This window comes from Mesorhizobium sp. FG116, from assembly GCF_057809835.1.
Genome location: NZ_JBMDKS010000003.1, coordinates 24,399 through 50,231, shown reverse-complemented (window position 1 = coordinate 50,231; position 25,833 = coordinate 24,399). Strand labels below are relative to the sequence as shown.

The window sequence follows — 25,833 nt, the reverse complement described above, 5'->3', positions numbered from 1 at the left end:
GCGCTTGCGGGCGGGTGCCGTGGGGCTTAGATCGACATAGAACAATTTGAGGGCCATCCCCTCCACTGCCAGGCAAGAGGCCAAGCGGAGTACTGGAAATTGCAAAACGACGAGGCCCAGGACGCAACCCTGCCAGGCGAACAGGCAGATGCCGCAGCTTCCAAGAAGGTTGCGAGGGAGATGAGTGCGGAAATCATCTCTGGCCGGTTGCGGCCGGGCACGCCGTTGCGCGAAGTCATGCTGACCGAGAAATACGGCACTGGGCGCTATACCATCCGGTCGGCTCTTCGAGAGCTCGAAATAGCAGGTCTAACCGAGAGTCGCCGCTTTGCGGGCTACCGCGTGCGGGAACTGACGCGCAATGATGTGAAGGACATCTTTGCGGTCCGCCTTTTGCTGGAAACGGAAGCGGCGCGCCGCGCTATGGACCTTCCGGAAACCTGGCCGGAGATAGGCCACAGGATCGATGAGCTTCGCAGGCTCGAGGAGCTCCATGTCGAATCGCACAACAATGGTGACGATCGTTTCAACGCCGTATCGCTTGAGGCTGACCTTGCGGTGCACATGGCTGTCATCGAAGCATCCGGCAGCCCGCGCCTGAAGGCTGCCTACAACCCGCTTCTGAGTGAACTGCGCCTCTGCTTCAGCTGGGGCTCGGTGACCGATTCCCGCTTCAAGCCCGGCCACCATGATGAGCTTCTCATGGCCATCCAAAGCGGCGATGCCGTGCATGTGGCATCTGCTTTCCGCAAGCACATCATCGAAAGTCTCAACGACATTCTCACCCAGATCAAAGACCGGTAGGCCGAGACGAGCTGGGGCCGCTTTTTACGCAGCGGTTGGCAAACCTCAGTTGCCGGCCCGCGCTCCTTCGAAGAGCATGGTGTCGGTATGACGCCACGAAAGCCCGACCGTTTGCTCTTGGGAAAATGCCACTGCGGACGGATCGGTGTTTTGGACCACGATCTGGAATTCTTTTCGATCCTGGCCGATCTCCATCGAAAGAAGATATCGGTCGCCCTTGAAGGCGGAACGCAGGAAGCGCGCGGCTATATGGTTGTGGGTGCTTCCATCTGGTGCTCCGCCATTTGCGACGGAAATCTTTTCCGGGCGGATACCGATCACCACATCGTCTCCAGACCGGACGTCACGATCCGTCTTTGCCGAGACGATGCGGCCGACGCCCGCCACTTCGACCGCAACGCTGCGGTCGGTAACTTCAGTGACATGACCCTGCAAAAGATTGATATCGCCAACAAATTTGGCGACCTTCAGCGATGCCGGCTGTTCGTAAAGAGCCAGCGAATCCGCAAACTGCATGACGCGCCCTTCCGACATCACCATCACCCGGTCGGACAGCGAAAGCGCTTCTTCCTGATCGTGCGTGACCAGCACGAACGAGATTCCGACGCTTCGCTGGATGCTGCGCAACTCGGTCTGCATCGCTTCGCGCAGTCCTTTGTCAAGCGCGGAAAGGGGCTCGTCTAGCAGCAACACTTTGGGCTGACAGGCCAATGCCCGCGCCAGGCCGACGCGCTGGCGCTGGCCGCCGGAGAGCTGATGCGGAAATCTGAGGTTCAGGCCATTCAGTCGAACCAGATCGAGCATCTTGCTGACCCGATCCGTCGTCGCCTGCCGCGAGAGGCCCTTGCCGTACAATCCATAGGCAATGTTGTCTTCGATGTTTAGGTGGGGGAAGAGCGCGTAGGACTGGAAAACCATGTTGGTGGGGCGGCGGTTGGCGCCGACCGCAGTGCAGTCGTCGCCGTCGATATGAATGGTGCCGGTCGAGGGGATCTCGAGCCCTGCCAACATGCGCAGCAACGTTGTCTTGCCGCAGCCGGAGGGACCGAGGATCGAGACGAATTCGCCCCGCTTCACTTCCAGCCCGACATCGATGACGGCGTCGAAGGAGCCATAGCTTTTGCCAAGATCCCTCGCGACCAGGATAGGAGCTGAAGATGCTTCTGATGGGTGCACTATTTGCCCTTCCCAAGTCCGAACGCTTCCGGCCCGGCTAGCCGCCGTGCCACGATCAGGATGATTACCGATGCAGCAATCACGCAGCTGCTCAAGGCCAGCAGCTCCGGGAACCGCGACGTGAGGCGCAACTGTCCAAAAATGTATACCGGCAATGTCGCCCGCTCTGCGCTGAGTAACAAAGCGATGGTGAATTCATCGAATGAGGTGACAAAGCAGATCAGCAGGCTGGCGACGATACCGGGCAGGATTATCGGAACCGTCACATGGAAAAATGTGTTGAGCCGGCTGCGGCCCAGATCCAGCGATGCATCGAGCAGGCTTTTGTCGAAACCCTCAATGCGCGGGATCATGATCAGCAGTGCCAGCGGCAGGCAGATAAGCATATGGCCGATGGCCACCGTGGCCCGCGACAAGGGTATTCCCAATATGTTGAGGAATACGAGCAGCAGGCCGATGCCGACTATGATGGACGGAACCGCCATGGGCGTGATCAGGACGGCGCTGATCTGGCCGGCCCAACGCAATCTGCCGGACAAGAGCCCCATGCCGGCCAAAACGGCCAGGGAAGTGGATGCCACCGAGGTCACAGTTGCCACCACGATGCTGTTCCACAACGCGTCCCATATGCCGCTGTTGTCCCACAGCACGGAGTACCAGCGCCATGTGAAGCCGCGCAGCGGGAAGGCAACAATCACGCTGTCGTTGAAGGAGAATATCGGCAGGAGAAATGACGGCGCGTAGAGGAACGCGATAAAGAGAAAGAACAGCGATCTGGTCAGGATCTTGAGGCCTGAAACGTTGCCCATTTCAGTCACCCCTTCGCCGTGCGGCCGAGCTTGAACATTGCGTTGAACAGCAGGATCAAGATGACCACGGCGCATAGGCTGGTCATGATCAGCGCCGATCCCATCGGCGGGTAGTTGCCGGCCTTGAAGAATGACAAGACGGCGTTGCCGACCATGGAGCCGGACGTGCCGCCGATGAGCGACGGCGCTACGAAATCCCCAACCGTGGGTATGAAAACCAGTAGTACGGCCGAACGCACGCCGGGGCGCGACAAGGGCAGGGTAACACGCCGAAAGGTTCGCCAGGCATTGTCGCCGAGATCAGCCGAGGCGTCGTAAAGACTGCGGTCGATCTTGTCGATGGACAGGAAAATCGGAATGATGGCCAGGGTCACCCATGTGTGGACCAAGGTGATGGTGACGGCTGTTGGGCTGTAGAGCAGGAACTCGAACGGCGCCGATATGATGCCAGCCTTGATCAGTGTTCCATTGATCAGCCCGCTTTGTCCAAGCACGAACTTCCACGCGAATATGCGCAGCAGATAACTGGTCCAGAACGGCAGCGTGATGATGAACAGGTAGAGGGCCTTCCTGTTGTCGGGCAATCGCGACATGTAGATTGCCACAGGATAGCCGATCAGTATGGTCGCTGCGGTCACGACAACGGATACGAGGACCGACTTGACGATGAGGGCAATGTAGACCGGCATTTCCGGCGGCAAGGAAAGGCCAAAGACGTTGATCGATTTGCTCATGATCGATTTTTCGGTCAGCACGCGCTGGTAGTGTTCCAACGTGAATTGCCAGGTGACATTCAAGCCGTCGAACTGCGCGGAACTGACTGCCACCAAACCGGCGAACGGAACGACCAGGAAGAGCAGTACGAACGCCAGGGCAGGCGAGACCAGCAAGAAGGATCGCGTCTCCGGCGTCGATGCGGTCTCCGCCCGGCGCGTTCGCTTTGCCCCTGCTTCTATCTGCATTCCTGTCCTCCACAGGCACCGGGTTGCGGCATGTTTCGCCAACCGTGCCAGATGTTCGCACCCTGCAGCGGTTGTTGTCGATCACCGGAAAGTGCTCGCGGCACCTGTGTCGAGAAGTTTGCTACCCGATATTGCGCAGACGCCTGCGGCACAGATGCTCTGGGCCGCAGTGCCCGCGCTGCATTGGCGCAAAATCCGGTGCCATGTTCCTCGGCAAATGGGGTCAGCGTTGAGCTTTCAACGCTTCCCACATCTTGATCAGATCATCCAGGTTTTCCTGATTGCCGGGAGCATGAATACTGAAATTGGCAAAGGCAGCTGTGGGGTCCTTGGTGTCGAGGCCCAGATTGTCCAGTTCCTCGGGAGACATCTGTGCATAGGCGCCGGCATCGACCACGAACATGCCGTTGGCTCTCAGGAGTTTTGCCTGGGCGTCGGTATCGAGCGTGGCGTTGATGTAATCATAGATCTGGTCGAGCGGCGCCGTATGGTTCTTGGGAATGCCCAAGCCGCATTGCCAGGCAAAATAACCCTCGGTCGCGTCCATCTGCACCACGACGTCCAGGCCTTCCTTCTTCATGAGGCTGGCGCCGTCGTTGTAGGTGTAGATCGCATCGACCTCGCCGCCGGCAAGCGCCTGAACCGCCTCGGCACTCGACGAAATGAGCAACCGTGAGTTCGAGAGCATTGTTGCAAATGCCTGCTTGAACTTTTCAAGCTGCTCAGGAGTGAACCTTTCCGATTGATAGGTATCGACTCCCGCTAAATGCCCACCCAGCCATACAATATCCTCGGCCGGAGACAGGAGCGCTATTCTGTCCTTGTGCGACTCATCGAAGAACTCCACCGCAGTGGTTGGTTTCTTCGCAAACTTGTCTTTCAGGTATACCCAGACGTTGGATCCGTGCTCGCGCGGCACGTAGTAGGATTTTCCATCTGCTGCTTTGTAGGGATCGAGCTTCTGCATGACCGGCAAGACGTTCTTCATGTTCGGGATTTTGCTGTAGTCGATCGGCAGCAGGTAGTTGTTATCTGCCATCATGCGATATTGATGGTTGACACAGGGCGTCACCACATCCGTCGGGAAGCCGGCGACGATCTTCTGCTTCATTTCTTCGGACGAGCCGGAAATCGAAAATTCTACCTCTCCATATTTGTCGAAATAGGGTTGGTAGAATTCGCTTTTCTCGTTTCCGGAATATCCGAAATACTTCAGCTTCTCCGCCGATTGGGCGACGCCCATCGCCAGCAGGGAAAGAGGGGCAGACAGGAGCAGGGCGGAACGGAGCCTTCGAAATTGCGTCATTTTGAGTTCCCCTTTTATGGACCCTCTGACGGGGCCGCGCTTATCATTTTGTAGCACATAATATGGCAATATCGCTCATGGTCAACCCGTATTGTATCACTATTTAGGTTTCGGGTGCAGATGTGGCTACCGGCCAATTGCAAAATGACGGCGCGGTTTCAGCCGGTACGCCGCCAGTGAAGCAAGGCGTCCGAACTGAACGGTTGCCCGACTATCCCATCAGCCGCGTAAGGATGTTGCGCGTAACCTGCTGCGCCGCGTCATCCTGCCTAAGAAGCCCGGCGACCCACTCGCAACTTCCAATTGTGACGACCCTTCCTGCGCCTCTGGTGAACTCGACAATTATCCCGCAGCCGCGCACCGCTGCCGCTCCCGCTGCTTCGCCATCGAGTTCGGCATAGAGGTCGGTTAGGAAAACGCCGTCCAGATCGCCGATGTACAACTGATCGGTGTCGCTACCCGTCTCGACCGAGGTCGAGAGACCGAGCGCCACGATGACCAGATTATCCGGTACGGCTTCCTTGCCGGATGGCCTCGGCAAGCCGCCTTCGATCACATAGTCGAGACCGTCGACCTCGTAGCCGAAGCATCGCCCTTCAGCGCCAAGCGAATCGCCATAGCCGAGGCCTGTTCCAGCAAAAATCCAGTGCTGAGGCCGGTACACCGTGAAGGCGCGCGGGCCGTGCGAAACAACGCCACCCCAGCCGGCATACATGCCGCGCGTTGCGTTGACGCCGAAAGTCAGAGACCCCGGCCTTGCGACCTCTTTGGCTTCCCAGCATGTGGTCGTAAATCGTTGCTGGTCGGAACCGAAAAGCGGGTCCATCTCGCGGGCGGAATATTTGTAGGTGGTCTGTTGTTGAGCGGCCGTATCAAGCCGCGTTTGCCACATGAAATTCCCGGCAAAACGGGCGACATTGCCACCGCTCTCGACGTAGCGATCGATGGCGTCCCGCATCTCCCAGGTCCAGTATTCATCGTGGCCGACACAGGCGACGCAGCTATAGCCGTTCATGCAATCCGGTTCGTCATGCAGCGTGTGTTGGCACACGATGTCGACAACAAAACCTTCGTGCTCTGCCCATTCGACGAATATGCGCTCGTAATTTGCCCAGCCCGCCGCCGCAAACGATCGCGTGTAGCCATGCTCGCGAGCCCATTCCAGGTGCGGGTAGCGCACGGCTTCCTTGTATCGTGGCCGGAAATCCGGAATCCGCGGTGAGCCGGCGGGCAGGGAGATGGTACCTCTCCCCCACGGCCGTTGGTTACTGACGACGAAGGCGGGTTCGCTGCCGTCGTCGCCCAACCCGCCATAGTGGCTGGCGCCGCCCCAGTTGTTATAGGCAGCATAGGTGTTGGTTGCCGCGATCAGAAGCAGGCGACCGGCCTTGTCCGAGTTGTTCTGCTTCAGGAAGAACAGATGATGGTACGCAAACGCGCAACCCTCACCCATAACCTCGATAAGATAGGCACCTGCCGGCGCACCTTCGGGAACTTCAAACCTATAGAGAATAGGCCAGCCGCAGCCTTGCGCATATGAGTCCGCCGGCGTTTCGGTCCATCGGCAATTATCGGCAGAACCCGAGTGAAGAAGCTGCTGCTCCGCGCCTTCGCGCGTCACGCGGACCGCATAAGACCTGCACGCACCTGAGACATGCAGTTGGACGGTGTCGCCGCCCGAATAGGTCATCTTGTCTGTGTAGCACCAGATACGCGTCTGAGACGCATCGGGCATTTCAGACCACCATGCAAAAGCATTCACGCGTTCAACTCCGGCCACAGTTCGATTGACCGCGCCAGCTATCCTTCGTGGCTGGTGCGATGGCGACCCGGTATTCATCTCGACTGGTGAAACAGGTTTGCGATCTGTCGTTCAAATCCCGTCGATTACAAATATTGTATCACAATATTGACATCGTCAACACGGATAGTTCGATAAAAGCCATTTCGGATCAGCCGAACTGCCCAGCCCGATCTGATATCCTCCGATCGATACTGTGCTACGTTTCTGTCGCGTCCCGAGGAATAGCTGGACGCTGTTTCTACCGATAGAAATCGTGATCGCGGGTTTCCGATGGGCGCAAGATGTGCTGCGGGCATGATGCGCGGGCGAAGTCGCCGAGCTACAAAAGATCTGACGTCAGATTTCTGAGACCCGTACCCGTTGGCAATGCTATCTGCGATTTCACCCCAAGCGTCAGGAAATGAGAAGACATCCATTGCTCGACGTAGAGACTCACCCATGTCACGTCATAAGCTTCCGTCCAATGCTTCGCAGAGTCTCTCTATGATCGCAGCGCGGCCAAATCCCTCGTTACCATCTGCTGTTTGAGTGACGCGCTGAAGAGCTGTGATTGGGGTTTCACGATCGTAGTCTTGTAGGCAACGAGTTGGTGCCCCGACCTTGCGTTTGTCACCGGAAAATTAGGTCAGGTAATGTGTTCGCGCTTCATTGCGGCGTGCATGGACAATTGCCTACGGCTCACGGCCGTCGGCTGACCATCAAACCCGAGCCTGACGCTCGAAGTTCCAGATAAGAGATCATACAATTCCGCCGCTGCCGCCGGTGACCGCAGGACGCTCAGCCGCCACCTTGGCGCGATAGCCGGCAGCGCGGTAGGCGGCGACCGGGTCGATCGCGCCGCCACTTTGCAGGCGTGCCATGGCCAGAATGGGTTCGACATCGGTGCGGTAGGCGACCTTTAGTGTCTGCGTGGCCATCAGGGCATCGTTGGCGTCCTGGAAACCTTCGAGAGCGGTGCGGTCGACCAGCAACGCCTGAGCGTAGGCGCGCTGGACTTCGATCGCCGACAGCATGAGGCTTTCGATGGGGTCGGTGACGTTGTGGCTCTGGTCGAGCATGTGGGCCGGATCAAAACCCTTGGCCCCATCGATTTCCGCGTCGACCAGTTCGTTGAAAACCAGGAACAGGCGATAGGGGTCGATCGAGCCGGCATCGAGGTCGTCGTCGCCATATTTGGAATCGTTGAAGTGGAATCCGCCCAGTTTGCCGAACTGGATCAGGCGCGACACGATCATCTCGATGTTGACGTTGGGCGCGTGATGCCCAAGGTCGACGAGGCAATACGCCTTGTCGCCGAGTTCGCGAGCGATGATGTAGTTGGTGCCCCAGTCCTGAACCACCGTGGAGTAGAAGGCAGGCTCATACATCTTGTGTTCGGTAAACAGCTTCCAGTCGTCGGGAAGCCCGGCATAGATCGAACGCATGGCGTCGAGGTAGCGTTCGAAAGAGCGCGCGAAATTGACCTGGCCAGGGAAGTTGGAGCCGTCGCCGATCCACACCGTAAGCGCCCTGGAGCCGATCTCGCGGCCGATTTCGATGCATTCCAGATTGTGCTCTACCGCCTGTTGCCGCACCGCTTTGTCGGCATGGCTGAGAGAGCCGAATTTGTAGGAATGCTTCTGGTCAGCGGCGTCGGAAAAGGTGTTGGAATTCATGGCATCGAAGCCGAGCCCGAAGCGGGAGGCGGCCTGCTTCAGCCGCTTTGGGTCTGCCTTGTCCCAAGGAATGTGCAACGACACATTCGGCGTGGCGCGCGTGAGTTGCTGGATGACGGCGCAGTCCTCGATCTTGTCGAAGATATCGCGCGGTTCGCCCGCACCGGGAAAGCGCGCAAAGCGCGTGCCGCCCGTACCGACACCCCACGATGGGACGGCGACGTGGAACGCGGCCACTCTGTCGCGAATGGCGTCAATGGCGACGCCGCGCCGGGACAATTGCTCGCCAAGCACCTCGTAGTCGCGCTTGAGATCGGCTGCACGCGCGTTGTTGGCCTTCTCGACGACCGCGGCCGCAATGATCTGCTCGCTCATCAATTTTCCTCCCGCTTGGCCGTTCTACCGCGTGAAGCTCTGGGCGTTGCCTGCATCGACATTGACGATGTTGCCGGTCGACTTGGCAGACATGTCGGAAGCGAAGAAATAGACGGCCTCGGCGATGTCCTCGGGAAAGACCGAACGCTTCAGCATCGAGCGCGAACGATAATGTTCTTCGAGGTCATCGGTGGACATCTTGTAGGCTGCCGCGCGCTGCTCTTTCCACTCGCCGGTCCAGATTTTGGAACCGCGCAACACGGCGTCGGGATTAACGACATTGACCCGGATCTGTGCTTCCGCGCCTTCAAGGGCGAGGCAGCGGGCAAGGTGGATTTCGGCGGCCTTGGCGGTGCAGTAGGCCGATGCGTTGGGCGAGGCAGCAAGGCCGTTTTTCGAAGCCACGAAGACGACATTGCCGCCGATTTTCTGGACTCGGAACAGCTTGAAGGCTTCACGGCTGACGAGGAAATATCCGGTCGCCAGAATATCCATGTTCCTGTTCCACAAGGCGAGCGTCGTCTCTTCGACAGGTGCCGAGGAGGCGAGGCCGGCGTTCGACACGAGAATGTCGATGCCGCCAAATTCAACTGCGGTGTCGGCAAAGCCGTCCGTCACCTGTTGCTCGGCGGTGACGTCGATGCGCACGGGACGCACGAAATCCTTGCCATGTGCGGCGGCAAGCTCAGCGTGGGCATTGGCGAGTGCGGCCTCGTCAATATCGGCAAGCACCACGCAGGCGCCTTCGCGCAAGAGGCGTGTGGCGGTCGCGCGGCCGATGCCGCCGGCGCCGCCAGTGACCAGCGCGATCTGGCCGGCGAGAGCCTTGGGCTTGGGCATGCGCTGGAGTTTTGCTTCTTCCAGAAGCCAGTATTCGATGTTGAAAGCTTCCTGCTCGGGCAGGCCGACATAGGTCGAGACGCTTGACGCGCCCCGCATGACGTTGATGGCGTTGACGTAGAATTCGCCGGAAATGCGCGCGGTTGCCTTGTCGCCGGCGAAGGTGAACATGCCGACGCCGGGCACCAGATAGACGACCGCGTTGGGATCGCGCATCGCCGGAGAGTCGGCGTGTTTGCAGCGCTCGTAATAGGCTTGGTAGCCGGCGCGGTAGGTGGCGATGTCATCGGGAAGGCGCGCTGCCACGGCGTCGGTGTCCAGCGTTGCCGGATCGAATTCGATCACTAGGGGCCTGATCTTGGTGCGCAGGAAATGATCCGGGCATGAGGTGCCGAGCGCCGCCAGTTCACGCAGATTCCTTGAGTTCACGAATTCGAGGACTGTGTCGGAATCGTCGAAATGCCCAACCTTGTGGGATTTCTCGGATATGAGGCCGCGGATGGCCGGCATCAGCCTGGCAGCGACGGCCCGTCGTTGGTTCTGATCCAATGACTTCGCGACCGCGCCGCCAAAGGCCGGCTTGCCCTCGGTCTTGCGTTCGAACCAGTCCATCGCCTGGTTGATCATCGCAATGGTCGTTTCGTAGCAGGCCTTCGGCGTGTCGGCCCAAGTAAACAGACCGTGGCTCTCAAGGACCACGCCCTTGGCCGCCGGGTTTTCGAGGCAGAACTTTTCCAGCCATAGGCCGAGCTCGAAGCCGGGCTTCTTCCACGGCAGCCAGCCAATCTCGTCGCCGAATATCTCCTTGGTCAGTTCCCTCGAGTTCTTCGATGCGGCAATAGCGATAATGGCGTCCGGGTGCATGTGGTCGACATAGGCGTGCGGCACATAGGCATGTAGCGGCGTGTCGATCGAGGCGGCGCGCGGGTTGAGGTTGAAGGTGCAGTGCGGCAGGTAGCCGACCATCTCATCCTCGTGGTCAAGCCCGCGATAGAGACCTTTCAGCGCCCGCAGCTTTTCCATGTAGAGCGTGGCAAAGCCGTCGAGCTTGATGGAGGCGCTGTCGCCGCCAGAGCCCTTGACCCACAGGACTTCGACCTGTTCGCCGGTCAGTGGGTCGGCTTGCACGATCTTGGACGACGTGTTGCCGCCGCCATAGTTGGTGACGCGCTTGTCGGAGCCAAGGATGTTGGAACGATAGACGAGCCGTTCCGCCTCGCTCATCTGGGCAGCCTTGGCATCATCCCACAAATTCGCGAGGCGCGAGCCGGTGCGCTTGTCGAGCATGATTCAAATCCTCCCAAGGAGCGCGCGGATCATCGCGCAACATAGGCCGCAAATTTCCACGATTGCGCCTCTACGTCAATCAAAAACAATCAAAATCAATCATATTGCGCTGCACAATGAAATTATTTGATTGGAAATGATTGACAGTGAGCGAGGTGCATGCGTAGATGAAAGGGCAGGGAGGAACCATGCACGAGAAAGAACGTCACAGGATCATTCTGTCCGCCGTCCAGGAAAAGCCTGTCGTGACGGTGCAGGAACTGGTCGATCTGACGGATGCGTCGGAAGCGACGATCCGGCGCGATATCGCCGCGCTGCACGTTCAGAAGCGGCTGCGCCGCGTGCGTGGCGGTGCCGAGGCAATTTCTCCGCCAGCATTCGTTGGTTTGGCTGGGCGTACCTTCTCCGTCAACGAAACCATAAATGCCGCGCAGAAGCGTGCGATCGCTCGCGAAGCCGTCGAGCTCTGCAAGGATGGCGAGCCGATCATCATCAATGGCGGCACCACCACCTTCCAGATGGTGCATTTCCTGATCAACCGGCGCATGCCGATCTTCACCAATTCGTTTCCGATCGCCGAGCATCTGCTCAAGCATTCCAAGAATACGGTGATGCTGTCCGGCGGTACCATTTACCGCGAACAGAACATCATCCTGTCGCCGTTCGAAAACGACGTCACGCGCAACTTCTATGCGCGTCGCATGTTCATGGGTGCGCAAGGCCTTGGCCCGCTCGGCCTGATGGAAGGCGATCCGCTTTTGATCCAGGCCGAGCAGAAGCTGATCGACCAGGCGGACGAACTGGTCGTGCTGGTCGACTCCTCAAAGTTCCGCCAGCGCTCAAGCCTGATTTTGTGCGGTCTGTCGCGCATCGCGACCGTGATTACGGACGAGGGCATCGAGGATCGTGAAGCGGCCATGCTGGAAAGCGCGGGGGTGACGCTGGTGGTTGCCAGCAAGGGCGCGACCGCGCGGGAAGAATCTTCGCTGCAGGCCTGAGCTTTTTTCACGCCGCAGTGCTGATGGGAATGTAACGCTCAAGGGAGGTATTTCGATGAGCATCTGGAAAAAACTGCTGGTAACAGCAGCGTTTTCGGCCGCCATGGTCGTCAACGCAGCCTATGCAGACAACGTCAAGATCGCACTGGTGGTGAAATCGCTGGGCAACGGGTTCTTCGACGCCGCCAACAAGGGCGCAGAGGAAGCTGCCAAGGAACTGGGCGACGTTGACTTGATCTATACCGGCCCGACGAAAGCCACTGCCGAGGCACAGATCGAAGTCATCAATTCGCTGATTGCCCAGAAGGTCAACGCGATTGCCATTTCGGCCAATGATGCCGATGCGCTTGTACCCGCGCTGAAGAAGGCGATGGAACGCGGCATCACCGTCATTTCCTGGGATTCCGGCGTGGCTCCAGAAGGCCGCCAGTTGCACCTCAATCCCTCCGACACCAACCTGATCGGCGAGACCATCATCAAGCTCGCCGCCGACTATCTGCCTGAAGGCGGTGACGTCGCCATCCTGTCGGCTGCTTCAACGGCAACCAACCAGAACGCCTGGATCGATGCAGCGAAGAAGGTGCTGCCGGAGAAGTTTCCGAAGATCAACCTGGTCGCAACCGTCTATGGCGATGACGACTCGGCCAAGAGCACCGATGAGGCCAAGGGCCTGCTGAAGTCCTATCCGAACCTCAAGGCAATCATCGCGCCGACCACGGTCGGTGTTGTTGCAGCCGCACAGGTGGTGACCGACGAAGGCCTGATCGGCAAGGTCAATGTAACGGGTCTCGCACTACCTTCGGAGTTCAAGAAATTCATCGACAATGGCGCCAGCCAAGCGGTTGCGCTGTGGAACCCGATCGACCTCGGCTACTCGGCGATCTACCTCGCACACGACCTCGCCGTGAAGAAGGAAGAGGCAAAGCCGGGTGCGACGCTCTCCATCGGTCGCGTTGGCAAGGTGACGCTCGACGACACCAATTCGGCTGCGATGGCCCCTCCGTTCCAGTTCGACAAGTCGAACATCGAAGAGTTCTCGAAGATCTACTAATCGAGACGGAGGCGGCGGCCTGTCCGCCGCCTCCATGCTCCAACCTCAGGGCTTGATACGCACATGGACACGACAGCCCAGCGCAACGGAACAGAAAGACCGCAAGGTTTGAATGCACCGCGCCTGGCGCTCGCGGGCATCGGCAAGAGCTTTCCCGGCGTGCGCGCGCTGCACAATGTTTCCCTGTCGCTCTATCCTGGCCAAGTGACCGCCTTGATCGGCGAAAACGGTGCCGGCAAGTCCACGCTGGTCAAGATCATGACCGGCATCTACCAGCCGGACAGCGGCAGCATCGCCGTGGACGGTAGTCCGGTTTCACTGGCGAGTGCCCACGCGGCCTTTGCCAACGGCATCACCGCCATCCATCAGGAAACGGTCCTCTTCGACGAACTGTCGGTGGCGGAAAACATATTCCTCGGCCATGCCCCGCGCACGCGCCTCAGCCTGATCGACTGGTCGACAATGCGGGCCAATGCGCGTGAAGTTTTAACCACAATGCAGGCCGGCCACATCGACCCGGAAACGCGCCTCAAGGACCTTGGCATCGCCAACAAGCATCTCGTGGCCGTCGCGCGCGCCATGTCGATCGATGCCAGTATCGTCATCATGGACGAGCCGACGGCGGCTCTGTCGATGAAGGAGATCGAAGAACTTTTCCTGCTGATCGAATTCCTGAAGGGGCAGGGTAAGGCGATCCTGTTCATCAGCCACAAGTTCGATGAGATATTCCGCATTGCCGACCGCTACACCGTGTTCCGCGATGGCGAAATGGTGGGCGAGGGCCTGCTGGCCGACGCCAGCCAGAATGACATCGTGAAGCTGATGGTGGGCCGTTCGATCGACCACATTTTTCCGCAACGGACAGCTTCTGTTGGAGGCCCGGTGCTGGAGGTCGAGGGCCTGTCGCATCCGACCGAGTTCGACGATATTGGCTTCAAGCTGCACAAGGGCGAAATCCTTGGCTTTTATGGGCTTGTCGGCGCGGGGCGAAGCGAAGTCATGCAGGCGATTGCCGGTATCACGCGGGTCAACCGCGGAACGATTTCCCTCGAGGGCAAAGCAATATTGCCGAAATCGGCAGCCGACGCCATCGACGCCGGCATCGTCTACGTGCCGGAAGAGCGCGGCAAGCAAGGGGTGGTGATCGGCCTGCCGATCTTCCAGAACGTGTCGCTGCCGTCATTGAAGCGCACCAGCAAATCCGGCCTGCTCAGGCTTGCGGAAGAGTTTTCCGTGGCGCGCAAATACACCGAGCGGCTGGACCTGCGGGCATCCTCGCTCAGCCAGGACGTCGGCACGCTTTCGGGCGGCAACCAGCAGAAGGTGGTCATTGCCAAGTGGCTGGCAACGCAACCGAAAGTCATCATTCTCGACGAGCCCACCAAGGGCATCGACATCGGCTCGAAGGCCGCCGTGCATGGTTTCATGGCCGAGCTGGTCGCTGAAGGCTTGTCCGTGATCATGGTCTCTTCGGAACTGCCCGAGATTCTTGGCATGTCGGACCGTGTCGTCGTCATGCGCGAAGGGCGCATTGCAGCCGTCTACGACAATGAAGGGCTCGACGCTGAAACATTGGTGCGAGCCGCCGCGGGGATCGCCGCATGAAGGGCCTGTTCAGATACCGCGAAGCCTGGCTGTTGCTGGCAATCGCCGTCGTGGTTGGCCTGATCTCCACAAGGTTCCCGGCCTTTGCGCGGCCGGGCAACCTCGCCCAGGTTTTCAACGATACCTCGATCCTTATGATCCTGGCGCTCGGCCAGATGGTGGTGATCCTGACGCGTGGCATCGATCTTTCGATGGCCTCGAACCTGTGCTTCACCGGCATGGTCGTGGCGATGTTGAACGCGGCCTATCCCGGCATTCCGATCACAGTGCTGATTTTGATAGCACTGGCGGTTGGCCTGGTGCTTGGCGCCATCAACGGTCTGCTGGTGTGGCGCCTCAACATTCCTTCGATTGTGGTCACGCTTGGAACGCTGACGATCTATCGCGGCGCCACTTTCGTCCTGTCGGGCGGCGCTTGGGTCAATGCCGACAAGATGAGCCCGGCATTCATCGACTTCCAGCGCGCGGCATTCCTTGGTGTTCCGGTGCTGTCGTGGATTGCCATAGCAGTCATTGCGCTGTTCTTCGTACTGATGACGCGCACGCCGCTGGGGCGCTCGATCCATGCCGCTGGCGTGAACCCGACGGCGGCTGTCTATACAGGCATCGATGTCGGCCGCACGCAATTCCTTGCCTTCGGCATTTCCGGCATGATTTCGGGTCTCTGCGGTTATCTGTGGGTGTCCCGCTATGTCATCGCATCGGTGGAGGTGGCGAGCGGCTATGAACTCAACATCATCGCTGCCTGCGTGATCGGCGGCATTTCGATTGCCGGAGGTATCGGCTCGGTTGGCGGCGCTGTTCTGGGGGCGCTTTTCCTCGGCATCATCGCCAATGCCTTGCCGGTCATCAACATCTCGCCGTTCTGGCAGATGGCCATTTCCGGCTCGGCGATCATCCTCGCGGTTGTGCTGAACGCGCGTGGCGAGCGTCGGCATGGCCGCATCATCCTGAAGAAGGCGGAAGCGACATGACCGAAACGCCCACGCCCCGCCGCATACCCGATCGGCTCGACAAGCCGTTGACGTCTGCGATGTTTTCCTGGGAAGCGTTGCTCGCGGCAGTCGCTATCGCCATCTTCATCGCCAACAGCCTGGCTTCGCCCTATTTCCTCGACCCGTGGTCGCTGTCGGACCTGACATTCAATTTCACCGAAAAGGCGATCGTGGCGTTCGCCATGGCGCTGCTCATCATTGCCGGCGAGATCGACCTCTCGGTTGCTGCCATCATCGCCCTGGCTTCGACGCTCATGGGCATGGCCGCGCAGGTGGGCGTCGGAACGCCGGGCCTGGTGGCGATAGGTATAGCTGTTGGCCTCGCCTGTGGAGCCTTCAATGGTCTGCTGGTGACGCGCCTCGGCCTGCCGTCGATTGTCGTGACCATCGGCACGATGACGCTTTACCGCGGCATCGCCTTCATCATCCTCGGCGACCAGGCCTACAAAGGCTATCCGGCAAGCTTTGCTTTCTTCGGACAGGGTTATGTCTGGTGGGTGGTTTCGTTCGAATTTTTGCTTTTCGTCGTCGCTGCCGTCGCCTATTGGGCCCTGCTGCACCGCACGAGCTTCGGCAGGCGTGTCTTCGCCATCGGCAACAATCCGGTGGCCGCGCAGTTTTCCGGCGTGCGTGTCGGGCGCATCAAGTTCATCCTGTTTTGCCTTACCGGCCTGATGTCCGGAATAGCTGCGGTGCTGATCACCTCGCGGCTCGGATCGACGCGCCCTTCCATCGCGCAGGGTTACGAGTTGGAGATCATCACCATGGTGGTGCTTGGCGGCGTCAACATCCTTGGCGGTGCAGGCAGCATTCTGGGCGTGGTGCTTGCTGCGCTGATCATGGGGCTGGTGACTTTTGGCCTTGGCCTGCTCAATGTGCCCGGCATCGTCATGTCGATCTTTGTCGGCCTGCTGCTCATCGTGGTGATAGCATTGCCGATCGTATGGCGGCGGATGCGGCGGGAACGGGTTGCCTGATGGCCGAGAAATACGCCTTCCGCATGCGGCTCAACCCCGGCATGAAAGCCGAATACAAGCGGAGGCACGACGAAATCTGGCCGGAATTGCTGGTGCTGTTGCGAGATGCGGGTGTCTCCGACTACTCCATCCATCTCGACGAAGAGACAAACTGCCTGTTCGGTGTGTTGTGGCGCAAGGCCGGCCACGGCATGGACGACCTGCCGAGGCACCCCGTCATGCAACGCTGGTGGGAGTATATGGCTGACCTGATGGAAACAAAGCCGGACAATGAACCGGTGGCGGTGCCTCTCGAAACCGTCTTCCACATGGAATGACGATGGCCGCCATTCGCCACGTCGCTGTCATCGATATCGGCAAGACCAATGCCAAGGTGGCGATGGTCGATCTGGATACGATTTCCGAAACAGCGGTGAGGAAAACACCCAATCGGCCGGTCGTCGGTAGCCCCTATCGCCACCATGACGTGGAAGCCATCTGGCGCTTCATTGTCGAGAGCCTTCAAGCGCTCGGGCATGAACAACGAATTGAAGCGATATCCGTCACCACGCACGGCGCGACTGCCGCCTTGATCGACGCCCAAGGCGACTTGGCCTTGCCGGTTCTCGACTATGAGGACGATGGCCCCGATGTTCTGCGCGCGCGCTATGACGCGGTGCGCCCCCAATTCGAAGAAACCGGCTCGCCGGCCCTGCCTCTTGGACTGAACCTTGGAGCCCAGCTTTTCTGGCAAAACGAGACGTATCCGGAAGCGTTTGCCAAGGTTTCTCATGCCCTTGCCTATCCGCAATATTGGAGCTGGCGGCTGACCGGTGTCGCGGCAAGCGAAGTAACGTCACTCGGCTGCCACACCGATCTATGGAACCCTCATAGCCGGGATTTCTCCACGCTCGTCGACGGCATGGGGTGGCGTAACCTCTTTCCGCCAATACGGGCCGCGGGGGAAAGGCTGGGTTTTGTTCGATCTGACATTGCGGAGCGCATCGGTGTCGATCCGTCGACGCCGGTCTTTTGCGGCATTCACGATTCCAACGCGTCGCTTCTGCCGCATCTTTTGGCGCGGAAGGCCCCGTTTTCGGTGGTCTCGACGGGCACCTGGGTCATCTCCATGGCAATCGGCGGGCGCGCAATCGACCTTGATCCGGCGCGCGACACGCTGGTCAACGTCAATGCGCTGGGCAATCCGGTTCGTTCAGCCCGGTTCATGGGAGGGCGCGAATTCGAACTGCTGTCTAACGGGGTGACCGCAGGGACAAGTGAAAGCGCGCTTCAATCCGTTTTGGACCGCAAGATCATGTTGCTGCCCTCGGTGCAACAGGGCTCGGGACCATTCCCGTTTGCGCGATCGCGCTGGGTTGGCGAGCCTTCCGACGAGGAGCGCGCGGTTGCGATCTCGTTCTACCTTGCCATGATGACGGCGACCTGCCTCGAACTGATTGGAGCGAATGGGGCTACCGTTGTCGAAGGTCCGTTCGCGCTGAATGCGCAGTATTGCGACATGCTGCGGGCTGCGACTGGACGCCCTGTTCTGCCGCAAGCTGCCCAGGCAACCGGAACCAGCATCGGCGCTGCCATGTTGGCTGGCGCGAGCGTCAAAGCGTTGGCTGCCGACGACGGATCGAAAGTCTTGCCGGCGAAATGGCATGCCTATGCGCGCGCATGGCATGATGCCGTCAACGCGGCAGCTATCTAGGCACCTTGTGCTTCGGGTAAATTACTCGGCCGCTTGCCGTACCGACATGAGGCGTTGCTCGACCTGCTGAAGGTGATGCCGCATCGCCCCGGCTGCTCCCGCAAGGTCGCGCTCGGCAATCGCACCGACGATCTTTTCGTGGTCCCCGAAGCTGTGGTGGTCAGCGGGTGGGCGTGCGCCTTCCGCGCGCAGGCGCCCCCACACCACGGTGCGGCGGATGGCGTTCAAGACGTCGAACAATCCAAGCAGCACATTGTTGCGGCTGGCTTGGGCGATCTGCCGGTGCAGCAAGTTGTCGATATTCTCGTACTGACGCCAGGTCGCCGCTTCTCGCGTTTGGGCAAGCGAATGGCGCATGGCAGAAATGTCGGCCAGCGTGGCGTGCAAGGCAGCTTCGCGCGCGATCTCCGGTTCGATGATCAGGCGCGCGCGCATCACGTCGGCTGGGTTCGTGCGGCCAGCGATTTCCGAGATGCCGATGGTCTCCTCGACCGGTCCGCTGCCCACGAATGTGCCCTTGCCGACATGGCGCCAGATGTGACCGTCCTTTTCCAGCACGTCCAGCGCCTTGCGCAGGTCACCGCGCGAAACGCCAAGGCTTTCGCATAGCTCGCGCTCCGATGGCAGCCTGCCATCGCTCGGCAAGTCTATCTGCGCCAGATAGGCTTGAAGCTGCACCAGGGCTGCATGACCGCCATTTCCAATTTTGTCCATTGGTTCGACCAATCGGGAATCCGTTCACATCCAGTTTTAATAGTGCGAATGCCGGAATCGGTCAACAGTGGCGAAATTTAAGGGTTTCGAGCTTTAAATTTTCGGTTGACACAAAATCATTCTTGACCAATCTTGTTTGAAAATTAAACCAATCATGAAATTGGTTAGGGAGGAAGTGATATGATCGGACTGTCCAGACGCACCGTACTGGGTGCAGCATTGGTTGCCGCGCTGGGAAGCGCAATGACGCTGCCGGCGGCCAGCGCGGGTGAAATGAAGATTGCCTTCGGCGATCTTCCCGGGATCGAATCCATCCAGACGCTTGCGGCTATCGAGCGCGCCAAGGAGCGCGGTGTTGGCGTCGGGTTGATCATCCTCAATGACGAGGATCTCGCCGCGCAGGCCATTGTTGGCGGGCAGGCCGATGTCGGCATCGGTTCGCCCTACACGCTGATCCAGAAGGTTGGCGTGCCGATCCGGATGTTTGCGCAGATTTCGACCCAGCGCTTCTTCCCGGTGGTCAACGCCGAAGCCTACAAGACCTGGAAAGACCTCGACGGGCAGGAAATCGCTGTGCAGGCACGCGGATCCGGCACCGAGGCGGTGATGATGCTGATGGCCAAGAACAACGGCATCACTTACGGCAAGGTGAGCTACGTGCCCGGTTCCGAAGTTCGCCGCAATGCGCTGATCCAGGGCACCATCAAGGCTTCCATCGTCGATGCGGCCAATCGCCGTGCTCTTGAAACCGAGGCTCCCGGCAAATTCACCGTGCTTCCGGTCGAAAATGTCAGCGCCACCGACGAGGCTGTCTTTGCCACAGCCGACTATCTGAAGAACAATGCCGCCGACGTCGACATTCTCGTAGAAGAGCTAATGAAGACCGGGCGTGAAATCACCGAAAACCCGGACGCGGCCGTTGAACTGCGTAACAAGTACAAGCTGTTGCCGGACCTTGGCGCTGAAGCCGATGCTGAAATCGCTGCATACTACAAGGAGACCGCAGAGGCAGGCAGTCTTGCTCTGAATGGTGGCGGTGCCGATGCTGCCGCCGATGACTTTGCCTTCTTCGGTGCGGCAGGCCAGATCGAAGGCGACCCGGCTTCGCTCAAGGTCGAAGATTTTTGGGATGTTGCCTCGATCGAGCGAGTGCTGGCCAACATCGGCAAGAAATAGGCGAAGGCTCGATGGTGGCAGGAACAGAAGTGGGTCGGACGGCGGGTGTCGCGCCCTTGTCGCGAAATGCGCAGGCAGTGCGGTTGTTCGAGCGGCCCATTGTGCCGCGGCTGGTGTCGATCGGGTTGTTTGCCGCGGTTTGGCAGATAGCGGGGCTCATTCCGGTGAGCTTCGCTTTCCCCACCTTTTCCGACACCATGGCGGCCTTCGTGCGGATGATGGCCGACGGTAGCCTGGTCACGGCCTATGGCTCGACTTTGCAGCCATTGATACTCGGCGTTGTCCTCGCAACCTTTGCCGGTGTCGCCATTGGCACGCTATGTGGCCTCTGGCGTCCCGGGGAATGGCTGCTCATCCCCGTTTTCATCGTACTTCAGGCGGCTCCTGTTGCCGCGTTCATTCCGCTTGTGACCTTCATCTACGGTATCGGCATGACGGCCAAGACGCTGGCCGTGATCATCCTCGCTTTGCCGGTCATCGTGCTCAACACCTACAAGGCCGTGCGCAACGTCAATGGGTCGCTGCTGGTCATGAGCCGGTCCTTCATGGGCACGCGCTGGCAGGAAGTGTTCAAGATCATCCTGCCAGATGCCAGCCCGGTGATCTTTGCCGGCTTGCGTCTCGGCGTCGCCGCCGGATTTGTCGGCGTCGTGCTGGCCGAACTCCTGATTACGCCGACCGGCATCGGCGACCTGATAACCTTCGCGCGCTCTCGCGCCGACTATGCCGGAATGTACGCCACGATCGCTTCGGTGATTGCGCTTTCGACCGTGACGCTGGTGGCCCTGCAGTGGATTGAAGTCCGTGTCTTCAGGCCGGAAAAAAGGGGAGGCTGAGGATGCGCGCCGCCGTTGTTCGAAACGAAGCCGTCATGAACGAACCCGCAGCCGATGCAATCGTGGAGGTGCGCGGCATCTCCAAGACCTATGGCGGTGTCGAGGCGCTGCGCGATGTCGATCTGGATTTCCCGCGTGGCAAGCTGACAAGCCTGCTGGGACCGAGCGGCTGCGGCAAGACAACCTTGCTCAAGATCATCGCCGGATTGATCGATGCGGACCGCGGATCCGTTGTGGTCAATGGCAAGAAGGTCAGCGCGCCAGGCCCCGAGCGCGCCTTCGTGTTCCAGGATTTCGCATTATTGCCCTGGGCAACCGTGCTGCGCAATGTCGCCTTCGGGCTGGAATTGCGCGGGACAGCCAAGGAGGAGCGTGAGGCGATTGCCCGCCGCTATGTCGCCGATGTCGGGCTGGCCGGCTTCGAAGACAAGTATCCGCATGAATTGTCGGGCGGCATGCGCCAGCGTGTCGGATTGGCGCGGGCGCTTTGCGTGGATGCCGACGTGCTTCTGCTCGACGAGCCGTTTTCGGCGGTGGACGAGCAGAACCGCCGCAAGTTTCAGGAAGACCTGATCCGGCTTCGCACCAACCAGAACAAGACCTTCATTTTCGTGACTCACTCGATCGAGGAAGCCGTCTATATCTCGGACCGCATCGTCTTGCTGTCGCCGCGGCCTGGGCGGGTTTCACGGATCATCGAGCCGGATATCGACCGCTCCGGTGACCCTGACCGTATCCACCGTGACAAGCATTACCTCGATACGGTCCAGGAAATCTGGCAAGGGCTGAAGCAATATGTGGAGTAGCCGGCGATGACCCTTTTCGGTTACCGAGTGCCGATGATGGCCTCGTTGCTGGTCTGGTGCGTGCTTTGGGAGATCGTCGGCCGGCTCGACCTGATGTTCATCCTGCCGCCATTCAGCGATGTCCTTGTCGCGGCGGTCGATCTTGTACAACTGCCCTCCTGGCAAAGCGCCACTGTCACGACGCTGCGGGCCTTCCTCGTCGGCATGGTACTGGCGATTTGCGTTGGCATCCCGCTCGGCATGCTGATGGGCCGGGTGAAGATCGCCGACGACCTTCTCGGCATGTGGGTCAATATCTTTTCAAGCGCGCCGCTCTCGGCCATCGTGCCGGTGCTGATGATCCTGTTCGGCTTTGGTGAGAAGACCATCATCGCCGCCGTGTTCCTGTTTGCGATCTGGATCATCGTGCTGGATACGCGCGCCGGCGTGCGCCACATCTCGCCATCTCTGATCGAGATGGCGCGTTCCTATGGCGCTCCGCGCTGGGCACTCTACGGCAAGATCATCGTATGGGCGGCGCTGCCGGAAATTCTGGCCGGCATCCGGCTCGGCCTGATCAGGGGCGTCAAGGGCGTCGTCATCGGCCAGTTGCTGGTGGCAATCGTCGGCTACGGTGCGCTGTTCGAGACCTTCTCGCGCAATTTCCGCATGTCCCAGTTCTGGGCGCTGACCATCATTCTGTTTGCCTTCGCGCTCGTGGTTTCCGCGTTGATCGAGCGAGCCGAGGCCAAAGTCGAATTCTATGCAGGAGTAAGATAATGAACATCCAGGGTGCGGCCTCCAACTATGTCATCGAACCGACCGCAATGGCGGTGTTGCCGGTGGTCGGCTCAGACCGCCTGTTTCCGGTTCATCGCGTCTACTGCGTCGGCCGCAACTATGCTGCGCACGCCGTGGAAATGGGCCATGATCCCAACAAGGAGCCGCCATTCTTCTTCCAGAAAAACCCCGACAATCTCGACGTCGGCGGGAAGTTTCCCTATCCCCCGGCTTCCAGCGACGTCCATCACGAGATCGAGATGATGGTGGCGCTGAAAAGCGGCGGCACGGATATCGCGCTGGATAAGGCGCTCGACTGCGTCTACGGCTACGGCGTCGCCTTGGACATGACGCGGCGCGACCTGCAGGGCAAGGCGAAGGACATGGGCCGACCCTGGGAAGTGGGCAAGGCCTTCGAGGCATCCGCGCCTTGCGGCGCGCTGGTGCCGGCGGAACGGATCGGCCACCCGACGCAAGGCGCGGTGTGGCTCGACGTCAACGGCGATCGCAAGCAGACCGGCGACCTCAACCAGATGATCTGGAAGGTGCCGGAAATGATCAGCTATCTGTCGGGGCTGTTTACCTTGATGCCGGGCGATGTCATCCTTTCGGGAACGCCGGCAGGCGTCGGCCCGGTCAATCGCGGCGACGTGCTGCGCGGCCATGTCGACGGAGTTGGCGATATCGAGGTTCGCGTTGTCTGAGGCAGGATCGATCATCGAGCGGCTGGTGCGGGGGAAAAATGACGCGCCGGCCGTTTCGGCACCGGACAGGACGACGCTGACGCATGGTGGACTGCGCCGGCTGATGGCGGGGGTTTCTGAGCAATTGCATGCGCGCGGCGTCGGGCGCGGTGATCGTGTCGCGATCGTGCTGCCCAACGGGCCGGAAATGGCGACGGCATTCCTGAGCGTCGCCGCAGCCGCCACGACTGCGCCGCTCAACCCTGCCTATCGGGCCGAGGAACTCGAATTCTATCTGACCGACATCGGCGCCAAGGCAATCCTTGTCGCCGAGGACGAGGCAGGCCCCGCCGTCACCGTTGCCGAACGGCTGGGGATCGGCATTCTTCGGCTTTTTGCGCTTGGCGATGCGCCGGCGGGCAGCTTCCGGATCGAGGGCGATGCGGTCGGTCCTGCTGCCGCGCCCGATCTTGCGCAGGCCGAGGATGCAGCACTTTTGCTGCACACTTCGGGCACCACCTCGCGGCCGAAACTGGTGCCGCTGCGCCATGAGAATCTCGCAGCTTCCGCTGCCCATATCGGCGCGACGCTGGGACTAGGCGAGACGGACCGCTGCCTCAACATCATGCCGTTGTTTCATATCCACGGGCTGGTCGCAGCGGTTTTGTCGTCGCTTGCCGCCGGTGCCGGTGTGTTCTGCACACCGGGCTTCAACGCGCTGAAGTTTTTCCAATGGCTGAGCGAGGCGCGGCCAAGCTGGTATACGGCGGTGCCGACCATGCATCAGGCGATCCTGGCGCGAGCGGCGCGAAACCAGGAGGCGGTGGCTGAAGCGCAGCTCCGCTTCATCCGCTCGTCTTCAGCCTCGCTGCCGGCGCAGGTGATGGCCGAGCTTGAGGCAATCTTTCGCTGCCCGGTGGTTGAGGCCTATGGCATGACCGAAGCGGCGCATCAGATGACGTCGAATCGGTTGCCACCCGGCAAGCGCAAGCCCGGCAGCGTCGGACCCGCGGCCGGGCCGGAGGTCGCTGTGATGGCGAATGACGGACGGCTGTTGGGACCGGGCGAAATCGGCGAGGTGGTCATTCGCGGCCCCAATGTCACTGCCGGCTATGAGAAGAATCCGGGAGCTAACGAGACCGCCTTCGCGCATGGGTGGTTCCACACCGGCGATCAGGGCGTGCTGGACGAGGACCGCTATCTGCGTGTCACAGGTCGGCTGAAGGAAATCATCAATCGCGGCGGCGAGAAGATTTCGCCGCTCGAGGTCGACGAGGTGCTGATGGATCATCCAGCCGTCGCCCAAGTGGTGACCTTTGCCATGCCGCACGACAAGCTCGGCGAAGAGGTGGCGGCAGCGATTGTGCTGCGTGACGGCAGCACTGCCAACGAGAGCGAAATCCGCGATTTCGCGTCCGGCCGTCTTGCAGACTTCAAGGTGCCGCGGCGCATCGTGATCTTGGAAGAGATACCCAAGGGTGCCACCGGCAAGCTGCAACGCATCGGCCTCGCAGCCAAGCTCGGCCTCGGCTGATGCGCATCGCAGTTTTTGGCGCCGGGGCGATCGGCGGCTATGTGGCGGCGAAGCTCGCCTCGGCCGGCCGCGTCGATCTGTCGATCGTGGCGCGGGGCGCGCACCTCGAAGCCATGCGGGATGGGGGACTGCGCCTGATCGAGGGTGGACAAGAGAGCGTCCACCCGGTGCGCGCGGCGGCTGATGCGCGCGAACTCGGGGTCCAGGACTGCGTCGTTCTGGCGCTCAAGGCGCATTCGCTAGGTGGTGCGCTCGACCAGATTGCGCCGCTTCTCGGTGAACGCACCGCCGTCGTCACCATGCAGAACGGTGTGCCGTGGTGGTATTTTCACAAGCTTGCCGGGCCGTGGCAGGATGCGCGCGTTGCCGCGGTTGACCCGGATGGCGCGATCTGGGATCGCATCGGCCCCGAGCGGGCAATTGGCACTGTTGTCTATCCGGCGGTTGAAGTCGACGCGCCGGGCGTCATCCGTCATGTCGACGGCACACGCTTTTCGCTTGGAGAACCATCCGGCGAAAAAAGCGAGCGAGTAACATTGCTTGCCACGGAGCTGATCGCGGCCGGGCTCCAGGCACCGGTTCGCGATGACATTCGCAGCGAGATTTGGATCAAGCTCTGGGGCAATCTGTGTTTCAATCCGATTTCGGCGCTGACCGGCAGCACGCTTGCCGAGATCGTTGCCGATGAGGCGACGCGTGCGCTGGCACGCGCCATGATGCTGGAGGCGCAAGCGATCGGTGAAAGCCTCGGCGTGAGGTTTCCGATTGCCGTTGACCGACGCATCAAGGGTGCGGGCGAGGTCGGCGCTCACAAGACTTCGATGCTGCAGGACTTGGAGCGGGGTCGTCCGATGGAAATCGATGCCCTGATCACGGCCGTTCAGGAGCTTGGCCGGCTCACCGATCAGCCGACACCGACGATCGATACGGTACTGGCGCTGGTGCGTCGGCTTGCCATCCAGCGCGGTTGCTATCCAGCATATTGAAT

Annotated in this window: 23 protein-coding genes; 15 read left to right on the top strand and 8 right to left on the bottom strand. The window is 60.2% G+C overall.

The window, feature by feature from the left end; all coding sequences use genetic code 11:
* Positions 1-99 precede the first annotated feature (99 nt).
* Positions 100-804 carry a GntR family transcriptional regulator gene (locus tag ACODTY_RS03860; protein ID WP_488992972.1) on the top strand — a complete coding sequence of 235 codons (705 nt, stop codon included), beginning with the start codon at positions 100-102 and terminating at the stop codon, positions 802-804.
* 45 nt (positions 805-849) lie between these two features.
* Here ACODTY_RS03860 and ACODTY_RS03855 read toward each other — a convergent pair whose 3' ends face one another.
* The 7 genes from ACODTY_RS03855 to ACODTY_RS03825 form a co-directional block, all read right to left on the bottom strand.
* On the bottom strand, positions 850-1,980 hold the full coding sequence (locus ACODTY_RS03855; protein ID WP_488992971.1) for an ABC transporter ATP-binding protein: 1,131 nt from the start codon (positions 1,978-1,980) through the stop codon (positions 850-852).
* Complete coding sequence (locus ACODTY_RS03850; protein WP_488992970.1) at positions 1,980-2,864, bottom strand: ABC transporter permease; 885 nt, start codon at positions 2,862-2,864, stop codon at positions 1,980-1,982. The genes ACODTY_RS03855 and ACODTY_RS03850 overlap by 1 nt, the downstream gene beginning before the upstream one ends.
* Positions 2,795-3,751: an ABC transporter permease gene (locus ACODTY_RS03845; protein WP_488992969.1), complete on the bottom strand. Its 957-nt coding sequence runs from the start codon at positions 3,749-3,751 to the stop codon at positions 2,795-2,797. The genes ACODTY_RS03850 and ACODTY_RS03845 overlap by 70 nt, the downstream gene beginning before the upstream one ends.
* A gap of 223 nt (positions 3,752-3,974) precedes the next feature.
* Positions 3,975-5,126, bottom strand: coding sequence for an ABC transporter substrate-binding protein (locus ACODTY_RS03840; RefSeq protein ID WP_488992968.1), 1,152 nt, complete (start codon positions 5,124-5,126; stop codon positions 3,975-3,977).
* A gap of 142 nt (positions 5,127-5,268) precedes the next feature.
* A complete protein-coding gene (locus tag ACODTY_RS03835) occupies positions 5,269-6,819 on the bottom strand; it encodes a N,N-dimethylformamidase beta subunit family domain-containing protein (protein WP_488992967.1) in 1,551 nt (516 codons plus the stop codon).
* 779 nt (positions 6,820-7,598) lie between these two features.
* Positions 7,599-8,891: an L-rhamnose catabolism isomerase gene (rhaI, locus tag ACODTY_RS03830; protein WP_488992966.1), complete on the bottom strand. Its 1,293-nt coding sequence runs from the start codon at positions 8,889-8,891 to the stop codon at positions 7,599-7,601.
* Positions 8,892-8,915: 24 nt separating this feature from the next.
* Entirely contained in the window at positions 8,916-11,018 is a 2,103-nt protein-coding gene (locus tag ACODTY_RS03825; RefSeq protein WP_488992965.1) for a bifunctional rhamnulose-1-phosphate aldolase/short-chain dehydrogenase, read from the bottom strand.
* A 188-nt stretch (positions 11,019-11,206) separates the two neighbouring features.
* Between ACODTY_RS03825 and ACODTY_RS03820 the strand changes: the two genes are divergently transcribed.
* The 7 genes from ACODTY_RS03820 to ACODTY_RS03790 all read left to right on the top strand — a co-directional run bounded on the left by ACODTY_RS03820 (position 11,207) and on the right by ACODTY_RS03790 (position 18,337).
* On the top strand, positions 11,207-12,016 hold the full coding sequence (locus tag ACODTY_RS03820; protein ID WP_488992964.1) for a DeoR/GlpR family DNA-binding transcription regulator: 810 nt from the start codon (positions 11,207-11,209) through the stop codon (positions 12,014-12,016).
* A gap of 55 nt (positions 12,017-12,071) precedes the next feature.
* Positions 12,072-13,067 carry a rhamnose ABC transporter substrate-binding protein gene (rhaS, locus tag ACODTY_RS03815; protein ID WP_488992963.1) on the top strand — a complete coding sequence of 332 codons (996 nt, stop codon included), beginning with the start codon at positions 12,072-12,074 and terminating at the stop codon, positions 13,065-13,067.
* A gap of 63 nt (positions 13,068-13,130) precedes the next feature.
* Positions 13,131-14,672, top strand: a complete 1,542-nt coding sequence (locus ACODTY_RS03810) for a sugar ABC transporter ATP-binding protein (protein WP_488992962.1) — start codon at positions 13,131-13,133, stop codon at positions 14,670-14,672.
* The gene (locus ACODTY_RS03805; RefSeq protein WP_488992961.1) at positions 14,669-15,646 is read left to right on the top strand and encodes an ABC transporter permease; all 978 of its coding nucleotides are present in this window, start codon (positions 14,669-14,671) and stop codon (positions 15,644-15,646) included. Before ACODTY_RS03810 ends, ACODTY_RS03805 begins: the two co-directional genes overlap by 4 nt.
* Complete coding sequence (locus ACODTY_RS03800; protein WP_488992960.1) at positions 15,643-16,644, top strand: ABC transporter permease; 1,002 nt, start codon at positions 15,643-15,645, stop codon at positions 16,642-16,644. The genes ACODTY_RS03805 and ACODTY_RS03800 overlap by 4 nt, the downstream gene beginning before the upstream one ends.
* Positions 16,644-16,961: an L-rhamnose mutarotase gene (rhaM, locus tag ACODTY_RS03795; RefSeq protein WP_488992959.1), complete on the top strand. Its 318-nt coding sequence runs from the start codon at positions 16,644-16,646 to the stop codon at positions 16,959-16,961. Before ACODTY_RS03800 ends, rhaM begins: the two co-directional genes overlap by 1 nt.
* Positions 16,962-16,963: 2 nt before the next feature.
* Complete coding sequence (locus ACODTY_RS03790; protein ID WP_488992958.1) at positions 16,964-18,337, top strand: FGGY-family carbohydrate kinase; 1,374 nt, start codon at positions 16,964-16,966, stop codon at positions 18,335-18,337.
* 21 nt (positions 18,338-18,358) lie between these two features.
* Here the strand turns inward: ACODTY_RS03790 and ACODTY_RS03785 are convergent, their stop codons facing one another.
* Positions 18,359-19,051 (bottom strand): FadR/GntR family transcriptional regulator, encoded by a 693-nt coding sequence (locus tag ACODTY_RS03785; RefSeq protein WP_488992957.1) that lies wholly within the window; start codon positions 19,049-19,051, stop codon positions 18,359-18,361.
* Positions 19,052-19,231: 180 nt separating this feature from the next.
* On the opposite strand from ACODTY_RS03785, the gene ACODTY_RS03780 reads away from it, so the two are divergent.
* The 7 genes from ACODTY_RS03780 to ACODTY_RS03750 are packed head-to-tail and all read left to right on the top strand — an operon-like array spanning position 19,232 to position 25,831.
* Positions 19,232-20,227, top strand: coding sequence for an ABC transporter substrate-binding protein (locus ACODTY_RS03780; RefSeq protein WP_488992956.1), 996 nt, complete (start codon positions 19,232-19,234; stop codon positions 20,225-20,227).
* Between the two features lie 11 nt (positions 20,228-20,238).
* A complete protein-coding gene (locus ACODTY_RS03775) occupies positions 20,239-21,063 on the top strand; it encodes an ABC transporter permease (RefSeq protein WP_488992955.1) in 825 nt (274 codons plus the stop codon).
* Between the two features lie 35 nt (positions 21,064-21,098).
* Complete coding sequence (locus tag ACODTY_RS03770; RefSeq protein WP_488992954.1) at positions 21,099-21,869, top strand: ABC transporter ATP-binding protein; 771 nt, start codon at positions 21,099-21,101, stop codon at positions 21,867-21,869.
* Between the two features lie 6 nt (positions 21,870-21,875).
* Positions 21,876-22,628 (top strand): ABC transporter permease, encoded by a 753-nt coding sequence (locus ACODTY_RS03765; protein WP_488992953.1) that lies wholly within the window; start codon positions 21,876-21,878, stop codon positions 22,626-22,628.
* Positions 22,628-23,332 carry a fumarylacetoacetate hydrolase family protein gene (locus tag ACODTY_RS03760; protein ID WP_488992952.1) on the top strand — a complete coding sequence of 235 codons (705 nt, stop codon included), beginning with the start codon at positions 22,628-22,630 and terminating at the stop codon, positions 23,330-23,332. Before ACODTY_RS03765 ends, ACODTY_RS03760 begins: the two co-directional genes overlap by 1 nt.
* The gene (locus ACODTY_RS03755; protein WP_488992951.1) at positions 23,292-24,845 is read left to right on the top strand and encodes an acyl--CoA ligase; all 1,554 of its coding nucleotides are present in this window, start codon (positions 23,292-23,294) and stop codon (positions 24,843-24,845) included. Before ACODTY_RS03760 ends, ACODTY_RS03755 begins: the two co-directional genes overlap by 41 nt.
* A complete protein-coding gene (locus tag ACODTY_RS03750) occupies positions 24,845-25,831 on the top strand; it encodes a 2-dehydropantoate 2-reductase (RefSeq protein ID WP_488992950.1) in 987 nt (328 codons plus the stop codon). The genes ACODTY_RS03755 and ACODTY_RS03750 overlap by 1 nt, the downstream gene beginning before the upstream one ends.
* Positions 25,832-25,833: the final 2 nt, after the last annotated feature.